This is a genomic window from Rhodococcus sp. G6(2025) (assembly GCF_058628105.1).
The window spans coordinates 7,695,747-7,714,988 of sequence record NZ_CP179750.1 but is presented as its reverse complement, the minus strand read 5'-3'; the positions used below and the strand labels follow the sequence as shown (position 1 = coordinate 7,714,988).

Genomic DNA, 19,242 nt, shown 5'->3' with positions numbered 1-19,242 from the left:
TTCCCGACGTTGAAATTTTCCGGCACCGAGGGCCCGTCGATGGATCGTAGCGGGGGAATCAAACCCTCCGGATCGTTCGGGTCCGGAATTTACGAGCTGACGGTCGTCGATCTGCCGGGCGAGAGCTGCGCAAGTTCGACCGGCTCCGCCCTGTCGTCTTGCTGGGTGCCGCTTAAGTCACGGCTCGATAGAAGCTGCGCGAGACGTAGCTTGGTGCGTCTTTGGCCAGAAGCGCACTCAGTTCGGATTTAAGTGTGCGGGCGTGGTGGGCCTCCGGGAAGTCTGCGGTCGCGAGTGCCAGCAGATCGACGACGTGCAGCGCTTCCTGAACCTGTCCGGCGTCACGCAGTCGGTGTGCCTGGTCGAGCACGGCCTGCTTGTCGGTGATCGCTGCCGCGCGTGCGTTGGCGGCGATGTCGGGCCGGGCGGGGTGTAGGTGGGTCGGGTTGCCGTCCCACCACCCGGTTTCCGAGCGGACGATGTCCCGCACGATGAAGTCCCGATGCCCGTAGGCTTGTTTCATCCACGGGACGTCGAACAGTTCGGTCGGGTAGTCGATATCGTGCACGATGTCGTCGACGCCCATTCCCTTGTTGAGGCGTTCCACGACGGCTCTGCGCAGCCAGCGAAGTGCCGCCGAGGTGGCGGCCAGCTGCTCTGCGCCGACGTCGTGGATGACTGATCCGAACTCGGGGATCAGGACGGCAGGATTGAGGGCGGCAAGACTGTCGAGGGTGTTCGCCCACCGCACGGCGTCCCGCATGGTGCGCATGGGCGTGCCGATGTTCGGGATGCTGTCGATGACTGCGGCGCTCCCGTAGAGGATCCGTTCATGGGGCAACCACACGGCGGTGACATCGTCCGTCTCCGAAGGCGCCCACAATAGCCGCACCTGACGGCTCGGGCCGCCGAGTGTCATTGCATCCCGGTAGGTTTGGTCGGGGAATGTCAGGGTCGGCACCGGCGCGAACTGTTCGATCGGCCGACGGAACTGGCGGGAGTTGATGTGGTTCTGGAGTCCGGCGGTCTCGATGTAGCGCTGGTAGCGGCGAACGACATTCTCGTGGGCGATGATCGTCGGGCGGGGTTCTCCGCGCCTCTCGGCTTCGGCCAGGAACCCTGGCACACCGTAGTTGTAGCCGAGGTGGCCGTGGCTGTAGACGATCCAGCGGACTGTCTGGTCGGTGTGTTCGCGGAGTTGTGCGAGTGCCTGAGGAACCACGGATGGACTCGGTCCGGAGTCGACGACGAGCAACCCCTCATCGGTTTCTACGGCCAAGCTATTTCCCTGTAGGCCCATCGTGAAGATTCCTGGGGCCACAACGGTGATTTCGGTGCCGCCGAACAGCGGGTTGTTGTCGACTTCCGCTACGGGCATCGGTGTCTCCTTCCAGTGTGTGCTTCGAATTGTGTTTCGAGACTGCGGCTATCGGGCAAAGGCTGCGGTCGCGGCAGCGGCGACCGCTGTGGCCGTGACGAGTAGCGCTATCAGACCGGCATGGTGTCCGGTCATTCCCTGAGTCCCCCGCCGCAGCGAACGGCCTCGCCGGTGGCTGACGTACGTGATCGCGAGCAGCAGCACCGCCATTGGTACCAAGCTGAGCGAAGCAGCGCGGTCACCGTGGACGGTGGGAATGTGGAGGAGCGCCACCGTCGCCGCCGCGGCGGAGAGTGTGGTTCTCCGCCAGGCCAATGCCGTGCGATCTGGTTGTAGTCCCGGATCCCGGTCGGCGGACCCGATCACGACCACAATGCCGCTCCGGCGGCGAGGAGCGTGAGGATCCCCAGACCGAGAGCGAGAGCGGGCACGAGGACGGAGCCCGGAAGTGGCAGGTTCCGCCTGATGGCCGACTGCGCGGCCCTCCAGCGCAGATACGCGCCGGAGGCGAGGACGGCAGCTAGCCCGAAACACACCATCGTGATCGTCATCTGCAGTGCCCCGGAGGGCAAAGCAAGTAACTGATGGGCAGCCACACCCGCAGCCAGGAGCGCCATAGCAGTGCGGATCCAGGCCAGGTAGGTGCGTTCGTTCGCCAGTGTGTACCGGTAGTCCGGTTCCTCATCCACCGAACCTGAGTCCGCTGATGGACGGGGATTGTCTGAGGTCAGAATGCCCATCGCGCGCGGCCGGCTGTTTTGGCTTTCAGTTCGGTCGCGTGGTCGCTGCCGTCGAGGAAGGCCCGCGATTCCGCCACCGCCCATCCGTAGACCCCTTTCGCCATGGTGGAGGTGGCGCCTTGTTCCAGCTGGCCGAAGATGTCGACGCGGGCCTGATGTGAGTCGCGGCTCTGCGGATCGGCGTCGGTGGCCATCTGGGCGAAGTGCCCCGCCAGCCGGTGTTCGCCTCGTGCCAGTAGGGCGCGGGCCCGCTCGGCCAGTTGGGCGGCGCCGCCGCCGAGGTCCGCGACCTCGCGGGCGAGGTCGGTGCGGGGGGCGGACTTGAGGTTGGCGGGGTTGCCGTCGTACCAGCCGCCGTAGAGGCGCCAGACGTTGCGAATGACGAACTCCGGTTCGTCGTAGGAGGGTGCGAGGTAGGGCTTGCGGAGCAGTTCCGCGGGGGCGGTAACAGTGTGCACGACCTCGTCGAGGGTCGCTCCGGCGTTCATCATCTCGAGGGTGCGGCCGTGCAGGATTTCCAGGAGTTCGGCGGCGTCGGTGAGGGTGGTGCGGATTCGGTCGGCGCCGAGGATCGGGAGCCCGTGTCCGGGGAGCAGGATTTCGGCGCCCAGGTCGGCCATCCACCGCAGGGTTTGGGCCCATTCATGTGCGAAGCGCTGCACCTTCTGCGGATTTCCGGCGTTGGGGCTGGCCCAGATGAAGAAATCCCCACAGCACAGGATCTTGCGGTCGGGGATCCAGGCGATCGCGGCGTCATCGGTCTCGCCGCGGGCGTGATGGAGGTGCACCTGCAGGTCGTCGACGGCGAGGGTGGTCTGGTCGGTGAAGGTGGCGTCGGGGTATCGGTATTCGTCCGGCCACATCAGGTTCGGTGCCTGGAATTGGCGTTGGTTGATGATGCCGTTGTAGCCGCGGGTTTCCTTGTAGCGGTCGAACCTGCTGATGACGTTTTCGTGTGCGAGGACCGTGGGGCGGGTCCAGCCGCGCTCGCGCGCTTCGGTGTCGAAGGGGTCCATGCCGAAGACGTGGTCGACGTGTCCGTGCGAGTAGACGGCCGTGTGCACCGGTTGCTCGGAGATTCGCCGGGTGGCTGCGAACAGGTCTTCGGCGGTGCGGCGGTCACCGGTGTCGTACACGAAAAGACCCGCCTTGGTTGGAAATACGTAGACGTTGCCGAACGCCGGCCACATGTATGCGCCCTCCGCGATGTAGTGCATTCCCTCCTTCCGGAGGTCTCCGTGGTGGTAGGCGTTCTGGTTGGCTTCGCCCTTCCAGACCTTGTCGGCGTAGTCGATGATGTCCGTCATGTGGCGCTCTCCTCGGCATGGGTATCGGACCGCGACGCTGCGATCCGTGCGCCTCATTCTGTGCACCGGACATCAGCCGAACAATCGTCTGCGCGCACACCCCTGGCGGCCCCAGTCTGTGACCGATCACAGATTCACAGCGGGTGGTCGGCCCCCGCGTCGGGGTGAACGGTGGCGGCGCTGACCGCGACCGCGAGAGTGAACAGCTCCGTGGTGACGTGTACGTCGAGGCCGGTCAGTTCGCGGACGCGGTTGAGCCGGTTGTCGACGGTGTTGGGATGGACCACCAGGGTGTCGGCAGTGGCCCGTCGATCCAGGTTGCTGGCCAGATAGACCCGGAGGGTGTGCACCAGGTCCGATCGTGATTGCAACGGGGCGCAGCGCTCCAGTAGCACCGGCAGCGACGCACTGGTGTGGGCGAAATGGTGCGCAAGTGCGACATCGCCCATTCGGCTGACCGTGCCGGTGCGGCCGGACCGGATCGCGATGTCGAGTACCTCGGCGGCCGTGGTGCCGGCACGCGGAAGATCCTCGATCGAGGTGGCGTCCTCGATCGCGATGGTCACTGGTGCGCCGCTGACCCGCGCAAGGTCCACGGCCAGCGGGTCGAGAGCCCCGATCGGTGGATACAGCAGAATCCGAGCGTGCCGAGGCCGGACATCGATGAGCCACAGGCCGGGGACCGCCCTGGCGAGGTGGGCGCGAACGGCGCGGACCTTCCGTGTGGCCGCCAGTGATCGGGCCTTCCGGTCGCCGGATCCTTCGGCGGGGGTGTCACCGATGTGCAGCAACATGATGCTCGGTTCGGCAGGGACGGAGTCGGGGTCGTCGAACACCCACCCGTCGCCGCGCAGGAGGGCATCGATGGTGGGGGCATGGTTTCGGTCTTGCGCCGAAATGAGGTCGTGCGCGTGGATCTCGTACGCGGAGACGACCTCTCGTAACATGCAGTCAAACGTGGTATGGGCTCGGCGGTATGCGAACCAGAACAGTCCGTGGTCGGTGCCGAGTTCGCGTTCCAGTTCTTCGGAGAGTACGTCGAATCCGATCTGCCAGCAGCGCATGTACTCCCGTAGCGGTAATCCTTCCGCGACTCGTTCGGTGCCGCGTTCGATGTTCTCGCGCATCGTGTCGGCGACGTCGATGGACTCGTCGGTGATCGACTGCAGGCACACCTCGAGCAGCGATCGAACGGTCTGGGCGCCTTCCCGGTGCAAATGTTCGGGCACCGCGGTCTGCGTGTAGAGCGGCGAGGTGGCGATGTAGCGGTCGATGATTGCCCGTGCCATCCGCGGCACCGACCGGCGAATACGGGCGATCGTGCACTGCAGATCGTCTTTGGTTGCCTCGGGCGCGGTGCGCATCGAACGCCTCCTAGGTGTGACGGGTCACACACTACCGACGTGAAGAGTGTGACAGCCGCCGATGGTACGACAGCTACCCATTCGGCCAGGCTGAGGACCCAGAACGGCTCCACCAGCCCCGAGGTCCACACCGGCACAGAATGAGGAACCATGCCAGACTCTGCGTACGCTCCCGATGACCTGCCCCTGACCGGGATCATGGTCGTCGATTTCGGTCAGTACATCGCGGCGCCAGGCGCCGCGCAGACCCTGGCCGACCTCGGCGCCGACGTCCTCAAGATCGAAGGCCCCGGCGGGGACCAGGCGCGCGGTATCGGCGTCTACGGCGAGGCCATCATGCGCGCCTACAACCGGCGCAAGAAGTCGATCGTGCTCGACCTCAAAGCCGAGGACGATCTCCGCCACGCGCGGGCCCTCATCGCCCGAGCCGACGTCGTGATCCACAACCTGCGACCAGGGGTGATGGAAAAGCTAGGCCTGTCGGCCGACGAAATACGCGAACTGAATCCCACCGTCGTCCTCGCCGCGGTGTCCGGCTTCGGCACCGAGGGACCCTCCCGCCGCCGGCCGGGCCTCGACATCGCCGCCCAGGCGGAAACCGGCATGATGTCCGTGACCGGAGAGGCGGACGGAGACCCGCAACGGGTCGGTTTCCCGCTCGTCGACCACGCCACCTCCTACGTGGTCACGCAGGCGGTGCTGGCGGCCCTGTTCCGACGAGAACGTACCGGCCTCGGGGACGACATCGACGTCTCACTGCTCGACGTGGCGATCGATCTGCAATGCGTGAACTGGGGCGAATACTCCCTCACCGGCGTCGCGCCCCACCGGCGCGGTAACGGGCAACCGACCGCGGCACCGGCCGCCGACATCTTCCCCACCGCCGACGGCTCGATCGTCGTCTCCGCCTACACCGAGCAGCGATTCACCCAGCTCTGCGACCTCGCGGGCCGACCCGACCTGCCGAAGGATCCCCGCTTCGCCGACAACCCGGCGAGGGTCGCCCACCGCGGCGAACTCCTCGCCGCGCTCACACCCTTCTTCGCCGGCCTCGACACCGAAGCCGCCCTCACGGCGCTGACTTCCGTGGGCATCGTCGCCGGCGCCGTTCGCACCTACGACCAGGTTCCCAGTGCGCCCGATGTGATTGCCAGCGGCATCTTCACCACCGGCAGCACCGCCGACGGACACACCTATTCCATCCCAGGACTCCCCTACCGCTCCCGCAGCACCCCCCGCACCGCAGACGCCGGGCGGGTCCCCGAACTCGGCGAACACAGCCACGAGATCGTCGCGCGCTACCGGCTGGGCGAGTACTCCCTGACGTGACCTGACACGCCACCGCGCCACCCACCCCTCACCGTCACGGCCCCAGGAGCACTCGTGTCCCTACAGAATCGACAAACCCGCACCGAGGGCGGCCTCGCCGCCGACCGTGAACTCGACAGCCCCCGCGTTCGCCGGCGCGGCTGGATCATCACCCTGATGCTGATGGCGTTCATGCTGATCAACTTCGCCGACAAGGTCGTCGTCAGCCTCGCCGGCGTCGAGATCAAGGCCGACCTCGGACTCACCAGCGAACAGTTCGGCACCGCCCAAAGCGCATTCTTCTGGCTGTTCGCCCTGGGCGCGATCGTTCTCGGATCCCTCGGCGGCCGTATCTCCGCGCGATGGCTCCTCGCCGGTCTGGTCGGACTGTGGGTGCTCAGCCTTGCCCCGATGACCACGACGGTCGGATTCGGGGTCTTCCTCGCCTGCCGGATGCTGCTCGGATTCGCCGAAGGCCCCGCCGGGGCGTTGTCCCAGCAGATCGCCCACACCTGGTTCTCCCCGACCCGCCGTTCACTACCGGCGTCAGTAGTCATCATGGGAGCCTCCCTCGGCCCGCTGATCGCCGCCCCGGTCCTGACCTGGATCATCCAGAGCTACAGCTGGCACGCAGCGTTTCTCGTGCTCATGGCCGCCGGAGTGATTTGGCTGGTGGCCTGGCTGTTCATCGGCGGTGAAGGACCCGCCGGCAATGCCGGGGCGGGCACCGGGAAACAGGCGGTGACGCTTCCCGACACCGTGCCCGTCCGGCTCCTGTGGACTCGCCCCACGGTGATCGGTGTCGCGATCTTCTCGTTCTGCTCCTATTGGGCGACCGCGTTGAAGGTGAGTTGGTTACCGCTGTACCTGCGCGAAGGCCTGCACTACAGCGCCAACGCCACCGGACTGCTGATCACATTGCCCTTCGCCGCGGCCGTCATCCTGACCTTCCTCGCCGGCCTGATCTCCACCCGCCTCTCGCTGGCCGGACGATCGTCCCGCACCGCCCGCGCCCTGTTCGCGGCCGGCCTACTCGCCGCCGGCGGTGTGTGCATGATCGGATTCACAACATTGCCCGTCGGACCCACTCAAATGGTGCTGATCGCGCTCGCGTTCTCCCTCAACACCGCAGCCTGGGGACTGGCGTTCTCCCTGCTTTCCGACGTAGTACCCGCCAAACAACGCGGATCCGTCATGTCCATCACCGTCGCGATCTACAGCCTCGGCGGTGTCGCGGCACCACTTCTCATCGGCTCCCTCGTCTCCGGCGCCGCCGATACCGCCGCTGGATACGGCCGAGGCTTCGTCATCGTGGGAGTCATCATGCTGGTCGGCGCACTCGCCGCCACCATCCTGGTCAACCCCGAACGCGACGCAACCACGATCGCCGCACACCACCCGAACAGTTAGGAAGAACCAGAACGTTCGACGGCACCGCCGTCCATAAACCTGGCCTGACGGCACCAGCCGGTCGTCAGCGACTCTGGAAGGAAGCAATGAGCACACCAATGTGGTTGAGAGGCAACGTGTCCCTGATAGGCGGCGAACGCGCCACGGGACGGCAGGCTGCTCCCGTCGGGCAGTTCGACGGCCTCGTGAGGAGCATGTTGTGAGTTCTACGGAGAGCGATGTCGTGGTCGTTCGGCACCATCAGAGCGGACGGCTGGACATAGAACTCAATCGTCCCGAGCGCAAGAACGCCCTGACGGTCCCGATGGTCACCCAGCTCGCCAGAACGTTCGCCGACGCTCAGGACGATGACACAGTCACAGCGGTGTTGCTGTATGGCGCGGGCGGATGCTTCAGTTCCGGTTTGGATCTGGCCGAGGTACGCCCGGGTGAGCCGGCGATTACCGCGGCGATCACCGACCTGCACGCCACCCTGTCCGAGTTCGAGAAGCCGCTGATCGGGGCGCTGGAGCGGGCCGCTGTCAACGGTGCTGCGGCGATCGCGCTGTCCTGCGACCTCCTCGTGGTGGGAGAGACGTCGTTCCTCATGGTCGGCGAGGCGGAGATGGGGGTGGCTGCGCCGAACAATCTGCGGTGGTTGCTCGCGAAATTCGACGTGAACCAGGCACTGCAGCTCACGCTGGCCTGTGAACGTCAGTACGGTCCCGACCTGTTGCGCCGCAGCTTCGCCTACGAGATGGTGCCGGACGAGCAGGTTTTGGTCCGGGCCACCGAGCTCGCCGACAAGATTGCGGCCTACCCCAACGGCGGGGGAATCGCCATGAAGCAAGCGATTCTGACGCGCCGAACACTGCTCGTGTGAGTGCGTGCGCACGGCGGCACCAGCGGTCGAAAAGCCATATAAGACAACATAATGCACAGCCGGGCGGGCAGGTCGCAGGCCGCCCGGTCATCCCAGGTCTGGGGATCCCGACCGAGGTGGTGCTACACGGGACACTCGAAGGAGACAATCGAATGGGTATGACTACAACCGCTGAACACCGCGCGCTTCGCGACGCGGTTCGAGAGTTTCTCACCGCAACCAGTGCACCGGCCGAAGTATTGGCCGTCCAGGACACGGAACTCGGATACCGACCCGAGATGTGGGCGACGATGGCCGAACAACTCGAACTGCAAGGACTGCTCGTCGACGAGAAATACGGAGGATCAGGCGCGAGTATCGGTGACCTCGTGGTGGTCGCCGAGGAATTCGGGCGCTCCGCAGCGTGCAGCCCCTTCTTCGCGAGTTCCGTGTTGACCACGCTCGCCATCGCGGATTGCGCCCGGGAGCGGTGGCTCAGTGAGCTGCTGCCAGGTCTCGCCGCCGGCACTCGTCTCGGGTGTCTGGCATTTGCCGACGCCGACGGGTGGTGGCAGGCCGGCTCGGAGACCGTGCGTGCACAGCCGGACGGCGATAGCTGGCGGATCGATGGACGGGCCGATCACGTGATCTTCGGACACTGCGCCGACACGATCGTCGTCGCCGCCCGAACCGAAGACGGGACCGGCCTGTTTCTGGTGGAACCATCGGACGCGAGCATGCTGCGGGTCCGGCAACCCGCGCTGGACCTGACCCGCCCGCTCACGACCATCACCTTCGACAGCGCAGCAGCGCAACGGATCAGTGGCACCGCAGACATTTCGGAGGCGCTGTCCCGAGCGCTCGACAAGGCGCTCGTCGTGCAGGCGGCGGAGAGGGTCGGTGGCGCTCGCAGGTGCCTGCAGCTGACAACTGACTATGCGAAGACCCGCAACCAGTTCGGTCGTCCGATCGGTACCAACCAGGCAGTCAAACACGGACTGGCCGATCTGACCCGTGCGCTCGAACCGATCGCCGCCGCCGTCGACGTCGCCGCTCACGCCGCGGATACCGGAGCGCCGGAACTGCCCGCACTGGTGAGCCTGCTCAGCGTCGCGGGGACCGAGAGGTACCTGCAGATCGCCGGCGAGACGATTCAACTGCACGGCGCGATCGGTTTCACCTGGGAGCACGAGGCTCATGTTCATCTCAAGCGGGCGAAGACCGATCAGCTGATGTTCGGGTCGTCGGTGTGGCACCGCGAGCGTCTGCTCGCCGGAGTCCTCGCCACCGGCGCCGCGTTCGAGGCGCCGGCGCGGGCCGACGAACCCGCTCGGCTGGCGGACCTGCGGACCGAGGTCCGCGCCTGGCTGGCCGACCACCGCGCCGAGGGGATGCCACTCGAATACGCGCAGGAACCGTTCGGGCACGAAGACACCGATGCCGAGAAGCACTGGACCGATCTGTTGCGGAAGGGGCGTTGGCTGTGCCTGTCGTGGCCGGAGGAACACGGCGGCCGGGGCCTGGGACCGGTCGAAACTCTCGTTGTGGAAGAGGAGTTCGCGCGCGCGGGACTTCGACGCCCGCAACTCGGAATGGGCGAGACCCTGCTCGCGCCCGCCCTGTTGGCCCATGGGAGCGAGGACCAGAAGCGCCGGTTCCTGTCCCGCATTCTGTCGGGCGAAGACACGTGGTGCCAGGGCTTCTCCGAACCCGAGACCGGATCCGATCTCGCCTCGCTGCGGACCAGCGGAATCGTGAACGGTGACGAGTTGCGGATAACCGGTGACAAGATCTGGACCAGCAACGGAGCCCGGGCCAACATGATGTTCCTGTTATGCCGCACCGACCGCGAAGCACCGAGACACCGCGGTATCTCGTTTGTCCTTGTTCCCATGACGGACAACAGCATCGACGTCGACTCCATCCGGATGGCGTCGGGCGACAGGGGGTTTGCGCAGGAACGGATAACCGATGCCCGCGCCCCCTTGACCAATGTGGTGGGTGGGCTCGGCAACGGTTGGGTGGTCGCGATGACCACACTCGGCGCCGAACGAGCGGGCAAGGCGGCGACGCAGTACGTCGGCTATCGCCACGAACTGGACGTGCTGGTGGAGCGGCTGGACAAGAACGGTCGGCTCGGCGACGTGATCGTCCGCCAGCGGTTGGCGGATCTGGTGGTCGAGGTCGAGTTGATGCGTGCCGTTGGTTCCGTGATCAGTGCCCGAGTCGCAGAGGGGCAGGCCGTCGACGAGTTGCTGGCTATCGACAAGGTCAACTGGTCGGAGTATCACTGCATCTTCGGCTCGACGGCGCTGGAGCTTCTCGGCGCGTCTGCGTTGACCCGTCCTGAGGGGGACGGATATCAACTCGACTCCCTGCAGCGAGTGTTCCTCGAGAGCCGGGGACGCCGGATCGCTCGCGGGTCGAATCAGATTCAGCGCAACATCATCGGCGAAAGAATCCTGGGTTTGCCGAGGTAGACACTCAACTGTAGGTAGTCGACCAGACGTCCGTGCCGGTCGGAACCCCGTGTGCAACATGTTTACGAGCCCGCTTCTCCAGATGTGAGTCCCACCAACGGTCGATGGCGTCAGTACCGGCGGACAGTTCCACGGAACTGTTGGCGGACAACGTCGTCGCCGTGTCAGGACTGTGGAAACAGTAAGAGCCCGGGAACGCTCAGTCGACTATGACGACGACGCCCGTAGGCTCGCCCAGCGCCTCCACCGTTCGTTCGGCAGCTCGGTCGATACCAACCCGAGGTCCCTCGGGTTGTTGCTGCTCGTGATAGGTACCGGGACCGTAGAACTGTCCATAGCGCAATACAACACCGCCCTCGGCGAGAACGGAACGCTCCAATTCTGCGACCGCCCGAGCGGCGGGCCCATCAGGCAATTGCCAGGCGACGCTTTGAGCCAGGATCTTCGGCGACCCGCTCTGCCGAGCGGCCTCGATAAGATTCTGGGTTCCCTCGGTTCGGATGCGAGCGTTCAGATCTGCGTGTTCACTGATCTGCGCCGAATCATCCGGCAGATCGGTCAGCTCGTTCAGCATGACGTCCGGTGTGAAGTCACGAACCGCCTGAATTACAGCCTCCCGATCGAAGACATCACACAGCACCGGTTCGGCACCGAGGTCGCCCAGTAGCTCCGTCTTGCTGGGTGAGCGCGTCATACCGCCGACTACGTGCCCCGCCTGAATCAACCGGGGAATCAGCCGCTGCCCGATCACGCCGGATGCGCCGGCAAGAAATATCCTCATGATTACTCCTTACTATACGAAATGGAAGTGAGCACCGAACCGCCGCTGTCAACCGCGGCACGGTGATGTCATACGGGTCCCTGCCTTTTCGGAAGCGCTGGCCTCTGTGCAGGCCCAAGGAGGCCGACTACCGCGGCCCTCGAGGGAAGCAATGGCTCTGGGGAGAAGAGCCGGGACAGATACCCCACTGGAACGGGTTGAACCTGTGACGTTCTGTTGGGCCTCCCCGCTCGTGACCGAATGGGTTGGGGCCGACGCGGTGAGGGGCGATGGGGTGGTGAGGATGGGGAGGGAACGAGTTTTCGATCGACGACTGGTGGACCGATGCCAGACTGTCCGGAGCGCCTGTCGGATGTGCCGACGCGGCGCCGGCGCCGTACCCTCCGACGACTGTGACGGCCGCAACCGCGATCAGCGCACCACGCGCAAAATTCTTCATGTCGAACTCTTTTCTGTGTTTCCAGGCAATCTGATGCCGAGAAGGGAACGGGGCGAACGCGAATCGGTACGTCCCAGCTTGTGAGGTCAGTGGATGCGATGATGTCATCGCTCCGGCCCCAGGTGACGAGTGTCGGAGGGCTGTGGGCTGCGCAAGTATTCATGCAATCGCGGGCCCCGCTCGTGGTGCGGTGTGCGGAACCGCCGGTTGATTACGTGGTCGAACGAGGCCCCGAGTGCCGCTCCCAGGACCGGCGCGACCAGATAGATCCATAGATCGGTGGTACGCCCAGAGAGTGCAGCAGGACCGAACTGGCGGGCGGGGTTGATCGATCCCCCGCTGCGGGGACCGAGGAGGGCGATGACCAGCCCGACCGACACTCCGATGACGTACGGCAGCAGGCGTGCACGGCCGGGACAGGCAAGGAAGAACCCGACGACAACGATCAGGACCATCATCGAGCCCATCTCGGCGAGAAAGACGGACGCGGGCTGCCAGTCGGACGCGGCCCTGATCGCGGCGTAGTCGACAGGAGCGAACGAGACCGCATGCCCCCACACCAGGCGCCCGAGCACCGTCCCCACCGCTGAACCCGCAAGTTGGGCGAGTATGTAGGGCGGAACGCTGCGACCAGGGAAGCCGTTCATGAGCCACAGGGCGATGGTCACGGCGGGATTCATGTGCCCGCCAGCGCGTTTGCCGGGTGGACTGAACATCAGGCCGGTGAGGATGATCCCGCTGAGAACCCCGATGACGGCAAGTGCGACGTGCAGGTCGGCGATGTAGAGGGTGGAGGCCGGATCACGCAACCACCGGACGACAGTCACCGCGAGGAACAGCAGGACGGTGGTGAGCGCGAACTCGTCGGCGGCGCGCGCCAGTGGCTGCCGGCGTGGCAGAGGCGAAGCGGTACTCACCATGATCTCCTAGTGTCGGTGTGTCGGTGTGTCGGTGTGTCGGTGTGTCGGTGCGTCGGTGTGCCGGAAGCGGCGTGGATTCCGGACGCATCCGGACAGCAGGTCCCGGTCGTTCTCGGCCACCGGCCGCCCGGATACCAGATTTCAGACGCGAGCCCCTCCGCGAGTTCGCTGGTCGCCCTATCGCGTTCGCTCGATCGGGTCGTTAGGAGTCCGGCGTGTAGTGACCGGGGACCAATCGGGTGGATACGCCGAAGCGGTTCCACGTGTTGATCGTCGCGATGGCGACGATGAGTCGGGCGAGCTCGGTATCGTCGAACTCGTTCGCGGCCTTCGCGTACACCTCGTCCGGGACGAATCCGTCTGTGAGCACGGTGATCGTCTCGGTCAGCTCGATCGCTGCGATCTCCTTCGCCGTGTAGAAGTGTTTCGACTCCGTCCATGCGTTGAGCTGGATGATCCGCTCCGCCGATTCGCCGGCGGCCAGTGCGTCCTTGCTGTGCATGTCCAGGCAAAAGGCGCAGTGGTTGATCTGCGATGCGCGGATCTTGACCAGGTTGAGCAACGTCGGCTCGACGCCCAGCCCGGCGGCCGTGTCGAGGCGGATCATGGCCTTGTAGGCCTCGGGTGCGAATTTTGCCCAGTCCAGGCGGGGTGCGTGCTCGGGGAGAAGTTCAGTGCTTTCGTGTACTTCGTTCATCGTCATGCCAGCAACGCTACGTCCCGAGTGGCTCTAGAGTATGGTCCATTTCTATGCCAGAAATTCATACCAATTCTGGGGGCTTGCCACCTTCCGGGTTCGGTGCCGACCTGCTGGTGGAACTGAGCGGACCCAAGCTGCGCGCCGGTCTCACGGACGCATTGCGAGAGGCCGTGCGCACGGGGCGGCTGGCGCCTGGCACCCGGCTGCCGGCGTCCCGCTCGCTCGCCGCCGATCTCGGTATCTCACGCAATACCGTGACCGAGTCCTACGCCGAATTGGTAGCCGAGGGCTGGCTCAGCGCGCAGCAGGGTTCCGGGACATGGGTGGCCAGGCGGGCCGTGGCGCGCACGGCCGCGCCTGCAGCTGCCCGTGCGAGGCCGACTCAGCGCCGTCCCACGTACGGACTGCTGCCGGGTTCACCGGACCTCACGGACTTTCCGCGCATGCAGTGGCTATCCGCGGCCCGCCGCGCTCTGACCGCGGCGCCGCACGAAGCGTTCGGCTACGGCGATGCCCTCGGCCGGGTCGAGCTGCGTACCGCCCTGGCGGACTATCTGGCGCGGGCCCGTGGGGTGTACGCCGAGCCGGAGCGGGTCGTCATCTGTTCCGGTTTCCATCATGGTCTGACGTTGATGGCGCAGGCACTCAGGGCGCGGCGGGTGCAGGCGGTGGCAGTCGAGTCGTACGGCCTCGACCTCTATCGGGACCTGCTGACCGGCGCAGGACTGCGTACCCCGCCCCTCTATGTCGACGAATATGGTGCCCGTACAGACGAGTTGGCACGATTGCGCGGAGTAGGTGCGGTTTTGATGACTCCGGCGCATCAGTATCCGACGGGGGTCGCGCTGAGCCCGGACCGGCGCTCGGCGGCTGTCAACTGGGCGCGTGCCACCGGCGGCCTGATCTTGGAGGACGACTACGACGGGGAGTTCCGATACGACCGTCAGCCGGTGGGTGCTCTGCAGGGCCTCGACCGCGAGCGGGTGGTGTATTTCGGTTCGGTGAGCAAGTCGCTGGCGCCGGGGTTGCGGCTCGGCTGGATGGTGCTACCAGAGGAACTCGTCCCGGAGATCGTGACGGCCAAGGCGCACGGCGACTACATGTCGAGTGCGCTGGAGCAGCTGACACTTGCGGAGTTCATCGCATCGGGCGCGTACGACCGTCATGTGCGCTCGATGCGGCTGCGCTACCGGCGCCGCCGTGACCAACTGGTCGCGGCCCTGGCGCAGAGGGCGCCCGGCATCCGCGTGACCGGCATGGCCGCCGGGCTGCAAGCGGTCCTCGAACTCCCGCGCGGGACCGAGCGCACGGTCGTGGAGGCGGCGGCCCGGCAAGGACTGGCGGTCAGCGGAATCGCTCAGTTCTGCTACGAAGTGGCGGACGCCGGGTGGCAGTTGCCCGAGCGGGACGCGTTGGTGGTCAACTACGCGGCTCCCTCGGACAGTGCGTGGGCAGGCGCGCTGGACGCATTGTGCAGGGTGATGCCCTAAACAGGGCGGTGCCGCAGCCCGATGCTGCTGACAGTCGGTTCGCACCGGAGGCGCCAATGTGTTCAGTGCGGCATGATTCCATCACCGGCTCCTGACGGAATCCTCCAGGTGGGCCAGTGCGTCGGCACCCTCGTTGGCGAGGTAGACCAGCTCCATCAGGGGTAGCGGCAGGAACCCTTCGTCCTCCATCCGTCGGAGCTGAAGTATCACCCCGTCATAGAAGCCGACCGTGTTCAGCAGGGCCACCGGCTTGTCGAGCAGTCCGTGTTTCCTCAACTCCAGGATTTCAGTCGCCTCGTCCAGCGTGCCCAGGCCGCCGACCATCACCACCACCGCATCCGATCTGGCGAGCAGCAGCGCCTTGCGTTCGGCGAGATCCTTGGCGATCACCATCTCGTCGGCGTCCTTTCTGGCAAAAGCCCGGAGAAACTCGACCGAGATCCCGACGAGCCGCCCTCCGGTCTCCTGTACTCCGTCGGCGACAACCTTCATCAGCCCGGTATCGGATCCGCCCCATACCAGGGTATGGCCGCCGTTTCCGATGAGTTCTGCGAACTCGCGAGCCGGTCGGGTATAGCGCTCGTCGAGGTCGGCGGAGGAGAGGAAGACACAAATGTTCATGGTTGAACTATAGGACTCTGATTAGAGGACTGCGATGTGCGATGCTGAACGCTTAAGGGGGACAACAGCAAACGGGGCCTTATGGTGGAGGCCCGGCGCACCTTCGCGGTCGAGCATGTGCGTGTGATCAGCCACTGGTCATCCCGATCAGGCCGGTGAAGCCCGGCCATCGGCAGCCGTCTCCGGAAGTTGATGTGGTCCGGCAAGGGCCTTGCTGATCGCGCTGGAACGCCGGAACCCGCGGTCCTTCGGCATCCCGCGTTCGCGTGCGTGCGTTTTCGCGGGGGCTGGGGTCGCGGTCGCCTACGTGTGGTGCTGACCAGGCCTGATGCCGATGGCGGGAGGCCATTGACTCGAAAGTGTGTGGCCGTCCTGACCCTTTGGTGGGCGATTAACGTTGCGGAAGAGGTGGGCACGCCCCTCCTCGTGTCAGTGTCGCCATCGCAATCAAGGCCTCTGGGCTGTGAAATCCGTAGGATCGCTTCGTCAGCGACCGCAGGTGGGTGTTGTTGGCCTCGACGCGGGCATTGGACAGGTCGTATTCGATTGCGTTGAGGATCTCGCGCCGATAGCGAGCGATGCTCTTAGCCAGGCCTACAAGTTCCGGGATCCCACTATCCTGGGCCATCTGCACCCACACTCGCAGTCGTACCGAGGCCCTCTTCTTCGATCCGGAATAGACATGTTGCAGTTGCTCTTTCAGGACATATCCTCGACACAGTTCGCTGTTTCTATCCTCGAGGATCTTTGCTCGGACTGATATCTGCGCGGGGGTGAGATTCTCGACGTTCTTCAACAATGCCCACCGCAGGTGCCGTCGATCCCGGTCGGTGAACCCCCACAACCGCGACAACACACGCGACCGCAGCCGGTCCAGAGCCCGCGTCATCCACTGAATCACATGAAACGGATCCATACACCGCTTCACCTGCGGCGCCCTACTGCGCACGGTCGAGGCGATCCACTTCGCAGCATCAGCACTGATATGCGTCAGACGAGCTGTGCGTTCTTCACCCAACTCGTCGAAGAATCGATTCAAGGTGCTCTCGTTGTGCCCTTCGGCCGCCCATACGAGTCGGCCTGTGTCATGATCGACCACCACGGTGAGGTATCGGTGACCTTTCCGGTAGGCGATTTCGTCGATCCCCAAGCGCCGCAGCCCTTGGAGCCGATCAGTACGTCCGACAGCGTCGCCGACGACGCGGGTGACGATCCTGGTCACAGATCGCCACGCCACTCGGGCGTACTCGCACACCGACGTAGCTGGACTGTGCGCGGCCAACCACGCCACGTTGTCGTCGAATGCCCTGGTCATGTTCGCAGCCGGCCGTGCCCACGGCACCATCTCGGTCACCACGCCGTGCTCGGGGCATCGAATTCTCGACACCGAAGCTTGTACGAAGCACCGCGTGCCGCCCATATCCAGATGACGCCACTGTCGAGGTCGATTCGGGCGATCGTATCCGGGACAGCGCTGTTCACAATGCGGACAGCGGGATCGCACCGAGGCGTGCGGCTCGAGGGTCACCAGGATCACCGGCCCTCGTTCGTCGTCCGTGAATTCGATACCGATTATCCGGGCCTTGTCGATTCCTAGCAGTTTCTGCAGTATTCTGGCAGCGCGCAACGCCTTCTCCCTTAGGTCTTGTCTTCGCAAACCAAAACCTATGCGAGGGAGGGCGTTGCGTCTATCAGGCTCGCGGAGATCACCCATCAAAAGGTCAGAAGAGCCAAGTGTGTTCGAACTAGAATTCGAGGATGGGGCTCGGGGGAGATATCCAGGGGGCGTTGTCGGACGAGATTCTGGCGACCGCGGTCGGTGATGCGTGGCGTCTGGCCGAGGCGGAGTTGCTCGAATCGGTCGTTCGTATCTCGGAAGAGATTCAGCGGCTTGAAGCCTTGCGCGTCAAGCTCGTCGGTGCCGTCGACCATCGCTGCAAGGTTGATGTGCTGGGGTTTCCGAACGCCAAGATGTGGCTGGCCTCCAAGACGTTGCTCGAGGTAGGTGCTGCGGGGCGAATCGTGCTGTTGGGCCGAGGGTTGCGTCTCCAACCGGAGATCGCGGACGAGTACTTCGATACGAACATTTCGGCGGAGCATGCTGCGCTGATCATGAAGTTCTGCGAACGGCCACCCAAGGGCATGCCACTCGAAGCGTTGGATGACTGCCGAAATGCTTTGCTGTTCGCGGCAACCGGTCCCACCGCGAACACGGATGCGGTGCGCGCCGTGATCGCCAGGCTGGAACGCGCCTTCGAGTCCGACGATCCGCCGCCCAGTGAAGACACCGACCTCAACGAGTTCCACGCCTCCAAGACACTCAACGGCCGTGTCGCCGTCAAAGGCGACCTGGATGCCGTGACCGGCGAGATGCTGCTCTCGGCGCTCTCCGGACTGTCCAAGCCACGGCCCGCGCAGGACGGAACCAAAGACAGTCGCACCCCCGGACAGCGACGGGCGGACGGGTTCACCGAACTCCTTCGCCGCTACCTCGACTCCGGGATCGCCGGCGAAGAAGGCGGCGAACGACCACACGTCTCCCTCCACGTCAACGCCAAAGATCTCGCCGACCACACCGACTGCAGCGCACGAGCACAGCAGGATGCTGCCGCCTCACCGGACGGCTCACTCTTCGCCGTCGACGGAGTCGCGTGGACCGAGTGGATGGGGCCGCTAAGCATCAAAGCAGCCCGGCTCCTCAGCTGCGATTCGATCTATACGCCGATCGTGCTCGACGAGAACGGGGCGCCACTCGACCTCGGTGTTTCCACCCGGACCGTCACGAAGAGGCAGCGAAAAGCGTTGGTGGCGAGGGATCGAGGATGCGCGTTCTCCGGGTGTGGTGCGCCGCCGTCCTGGTGCGAAGGTCACCACATCATCCACTGGTCCGCAGGCGGGCCGTCCGACATGGGAAACCTTGTCCTGCTCTGTGGATTCCACCACCGCTTGCTGCATCACAGTGACTGGGAAATAGAGATGGGAGCCGATCGGCACCCCACGTTCATTCCACCGCGGCAGGTCGACTGGGAACGGAAGCCGATACCGGCGCACAACCGGGGTCGGCCCCGAGCCTCCTGACCGCGCGGCACAGTACATCACCGACTCGGCGACAGGACAACTCCTGTCGCCGAGCCGGCATGCCGCCGTGGCGGGTATGCCAGCCACCCGTGGGATCCTGAATCGGTGGCGGCTGCAACAGCCAGCACCGGCGCGATCGGACCTCAGAAAACCGCCATACGGCCCGAGGGCGCTTCCACTGCGGTTGTGTCCGCCCCGACACGCGGGAATGGCACCTCAGAAATAAAACAAACCAATTGGCCCGTTTTCTGGTAACGTCTGGGCCGTCATGGTGGTCACATGACGACGCGGACGTCTCAGGCACACGAGTCGGTTCACGCGAGGGGTGGAGTGCAGGTGTCGCCCGAGCTGCTGGTTGGGCGGCACCTGCACCCGACGTCGTCGG

At 65.1% G+C, this 19,242-nt stretch carries 16 protein-coding genes; 6 read left to right on the top strand and 10 right to left on the bottom strand.

Going from position 1 to position 19,242, the window contains the following annotated elements; genetic code table 11:
* Positions 1-172: 172 nt before the first annotated feature.
* The 5 genes from ACLIVD_RS35770 to ACLIVD_RS35750 form a co-directional block, all read right to left on the bottom strand.
* Complete coding sequence (locus ACLIVD_RS35770; protein WP_491931606.1) at positions 173-1,378, bottom strand: alkyl sulfatase dimerization domain-containing protein; 1,206 nt, start codon at positions 1,376-1,378, stop codon at positions 173-175.
* Between the two features lie 48 nt (positions 1,379-1,426).
* On the bottom strand, positions 1,427-1,750 hold the full coding sequence (locus tag ACLIVD_RS35765) for a DUF202 domain-containing protein (protein WP_477952314.1): 324 nt from the start codon (positions 1,748-1,750) through the stop codon (positions 1,427-1,429).
* Entirely contained in the window at positions 1,741-2,118 is a 378-nt protein-coding gene (locus ACLIVD_RS35760; protein ID WP_280779362.1) for a YidH family protein, read from the bottom strand. The genes ACLIVD_RS35765 and ACLIVD_RS35760 overlap by 10 nt, the downstream gene beginning before the upstream one ends.
* The gene (locus ACLIVD_RS35755) at positions 2,106-3,425 is read right to left on the bottom strand and encodes an alkyl sulfatase dimerization domain-containing protein (RefSeq protein WP_317571472.1); all 1,320 of its coding nucleotides are present in this window, start codon (positions 3,423-3,425) and stop codon (positions 2,106-2,108) included. Before ACLIVD_RS35755 ends, ACLIVD_RS35760 begins: the two co-directional genes overlap by 13 nt.
* 134 nt (positions 3,426-3,559) lie before the next feature.
* Positions 3,560-4,789: a PucR family transcriptional regulator gene (locus tag ACLIVD_RS35750; RefSeq protein WP_491931605.1), complete on the bottom strand. Its 1,230-nt coding sequence runs from the start codon at positions 4,787-4,789 to the stop codon at positions 3,560-3,562.
* Between the two features lie 150 nt (positions 4,790-4,939).
* On the opposite strand from ACLIVD_RS35750, the gene ACLIVD_RS35745 reads away from it, so the two are divergent.
* The 4 genes from ACLIVD_RS35745 (at position 4,940) to ACLIVD_RS35730 (ending at position 10,828) form a co-directional block, all read left to right on the top strand.
* Positions 4,940-6,118 (top strand): CaiB/BaiF CoA transferase family protein, encoded by a 1,179-nt coding sequence (locus ACLIVD_RS35745; RefSeq protein ID WP_280779365.1) that lies wholly within the window; start codon positions 4,940-4,942, stop codon positions 6,116-6,118.
* Between the two features lie 54 nt (positions 6,119-6,172).
* Entirely contained in the window at positions 6,173-7,507 is a 1,335-nt protein-coding gene (locus tag ACLIVD_RS35740) for an MFS transporter (RefSeq protein WP_283333275.1), read from the top strand.
* 199 nt (positions 7,508-7,706) lie between these two features.
* Positions 7,707-8,369, top strand: a complete 663-nt coding sequence (locus ACLIVD_RS35735) for an enoyl-CoA hydratase/isomerase family protein (protein ID WP_477952318.1) — start codon at positions 7,707-7,709, stop codon at positions 8,367-8,369.
* A gap of 158 nt (positions 8,370-8,527) precedes the next feature.
* Positions 8,528-10,828, top strand: a complete 2,301-nt coding sequence (locus tag ACLIVD_RS35730; RefSeq protein WP_491931604.1) for an acyl-CoA dehydrogenase family protein — start codon at positions 8,528-8,530, stop codon at positions 10,826-10,828.
* A 199-nt stretch (positions 10,829-11,027) separates the two neighbouring features.
* On the opposite strand, the gene ACLIVD_RS35725 is transcribed toward ACLIVD_RS35730, so the two are convergent.
* The 3 genes from ACLIVD_RS35725 to ACLIVD_RS35715 all read right to left on the bottom strand — a co-directional run bounded on the left by ACLIVD_RS35725 (position 11,028) and on the right by ACLIVD_RS35715 (position 13,671).
* Positions 11,028-11,609 (bottom strand): NAD-dependent epimerase/dehydratase family protein, encoded by a 582-nt coding sequence (locus ACLIVD_RS35725; RefSeq protein WP_283333272.1) that lies wholly within the window; start codon positions 11,607-11,609, stop codon positions 11,028-11,030.
* Between the two features lie 543 nt (positions 11,610-12,152).
* The gene (locus tag ACLIVD_RS35720) at positions 12,153-12,965 is read right to left on the bottom strand and encodes an MIP/aquaporin family protein (protein ID WP_477952321.1); all 813 of its coding nucleotides are present in this window, start codon (positions 12,963-12,965) and stop codon (positions 12,153-12,155) included.
* A 205-nt stretch (positions 12,966-13,170) separates the two neighbouring features.
* Entirely contained in the window at positions 13,171-13,671 is a 501-nt protein-coding gene (locus ACLIVD_RS35715) for a carboxymuconolactone decarboxylase family protein (protein WP_283333270.1), read from the bottom strand.
* 47 nt (positions 13,672-13,718) lie between these two features.
* Here ACLIVD_RS35715 and pdxR point away from each other — a divergent pair, with 47 nt between their 5' ends.
* Complete coding sequence (pdxR, locus tag ACLIVD_RS35710; RefSeq protein ID WP_491931603.1) at positions 13,719-15,158, top strand: MocR-like pyridoxine biosynthesis transcription factor PdxR; 1,440 nt, start codon at positions 13,719-13,721, stop codon at positions 15,156-15,158.
* An 81-nt stretch (positions 15,159-15,239) separates the two neighbouring features.
* Here pdxR and ACLIVD_RS35705 read toward each other — a convergent pair whose 3' ends face one another.
* Both ACLIVD_RS35705 and ACLIVD_RS35700 read right to left on the bottom strand, forming a co-directional pair.
* Entirely contained in the window at positions 15,240-15,779 is a 540-nt protein-coding gene (locus ACLIVD_RS35705; protein ID WP_283333268.1) for an LOG family protein, read from the bottom strand.
* A gap of 391 nt (positions 15,780-16,170) precedes the next feature.
* Positions 16,171-17,406 carry an ISL3 family transposase gene (locus ACLIVD_RS35700; protein WP_491930712.1) on the bottom strand — a complete coding sequence of 412 codons (1,236 nt, stop codon included), beginning with the start codon at positions 17,404-17,406 and terminating at the stop codon, positions 16,171-16,173.
* A 131-nt stretch (positions 17,407-17,537) separates the two neighbouring features.
* On the opposite strand from ACLIVD_RS35700, the gene ACLIVD_RS35695 reads away from it, so the two are divergent.
* Complete coding sequence (locus tag ACLIVD_RS35695; RefSeq protein ID WP_491931602.1) at positions 17,538-18,857, top strand: HNH endonuclease signature motif containing protein; 1,320 nt, start codon at positions 17,538-17,540, stop codon at positions 18,855-18,857.
* Positions 18,858-19,242 lie beyond the last annotated feature (385 nt).

Excerpts from the sequence above, each read along its gene's own strand:
- ACLIVD_RS35770 (WP_491931606.1), bottom strand. The coding sequence starts at position 1,378 with ATGCCCGTAGCGGAAGTCGACAACAACCCGCTGTTCGGCGGCACCGAA.
- ACLIVD_RS35760 (WP_280779362.1), bottom strand. The coding sequence starts at position 2,118 with ATGGGCATTCTGACCTCAGACAATCCCCGTCCATCAGCGGACTCAGGT.
- ACLIVD_RS35755 (WP_317571472.1), bottom strand. The coding sequence starts at position 3,425 with ATGACGGACATCATCGACTACGCCGACAAGGTCTGGAAGGGCGAAGCC.
- ACLIVD_RS35750 (WP_491931605.1), bottom strand. The coding sequence starts at position 4,789 with ATGCGCACCGCGCCCGAGGCAACCAAAGACGATCTGCAGTGCACGATC.
- ACLIVD_RS35745 (WP_280779365.1), top strand. The coding sequence starts at position 4,940 with ATGCCAGACTCTGCGTACGCTCCCGATGACCTGCCCCTGACCGGGATC.
- ACLIVD_RS35730 (WP_491931604.1), top strand. The coding sequence starts at position 8,528 with ATGACTACAACCGCTGAACACCGCGCGCTTCGCGACGCGGTTCGAGAG.
- ACLIVD_RS35725 (WP_283333272.1), bottom strand. The coding sequence starts at position 11,609 with ATGAGGATATTTCTTGCCGGCGCATCCGGCGTGATCGGGCAGCGGCTG.
- ACLIVD_RS35715 (WP_283333270.1), bottom strand. The coding sequence starts at position 13,671 with ATGACGATGAACGAAGTACACGAAAGCACTGAACTTCTCCCCGAGCAC.
- pdxR (WP_491931603.1), top strand. The coding sequence starts at position 13,719 with ATGCCAGAAATTCATACCAATTCTGGGGGCTTGCCACCTTCCGGGTTC.
- ACLIVD_RS35705 (WP_283333268.1), bottom strand. The coding sequence starts at position 15,779 with ATGAACATTTGTGTCTTCCTCTCCTCCGCCGACCTCGACGAGCGCTAT.
- ACLIVD_RS35695 (WP_491931602.1), top strand. The coding sequence starts at position 17,538 with ATGGGGCTCGGGGGAGATATCCAGGGGGCGTTGTCGGACGAGATTCTG.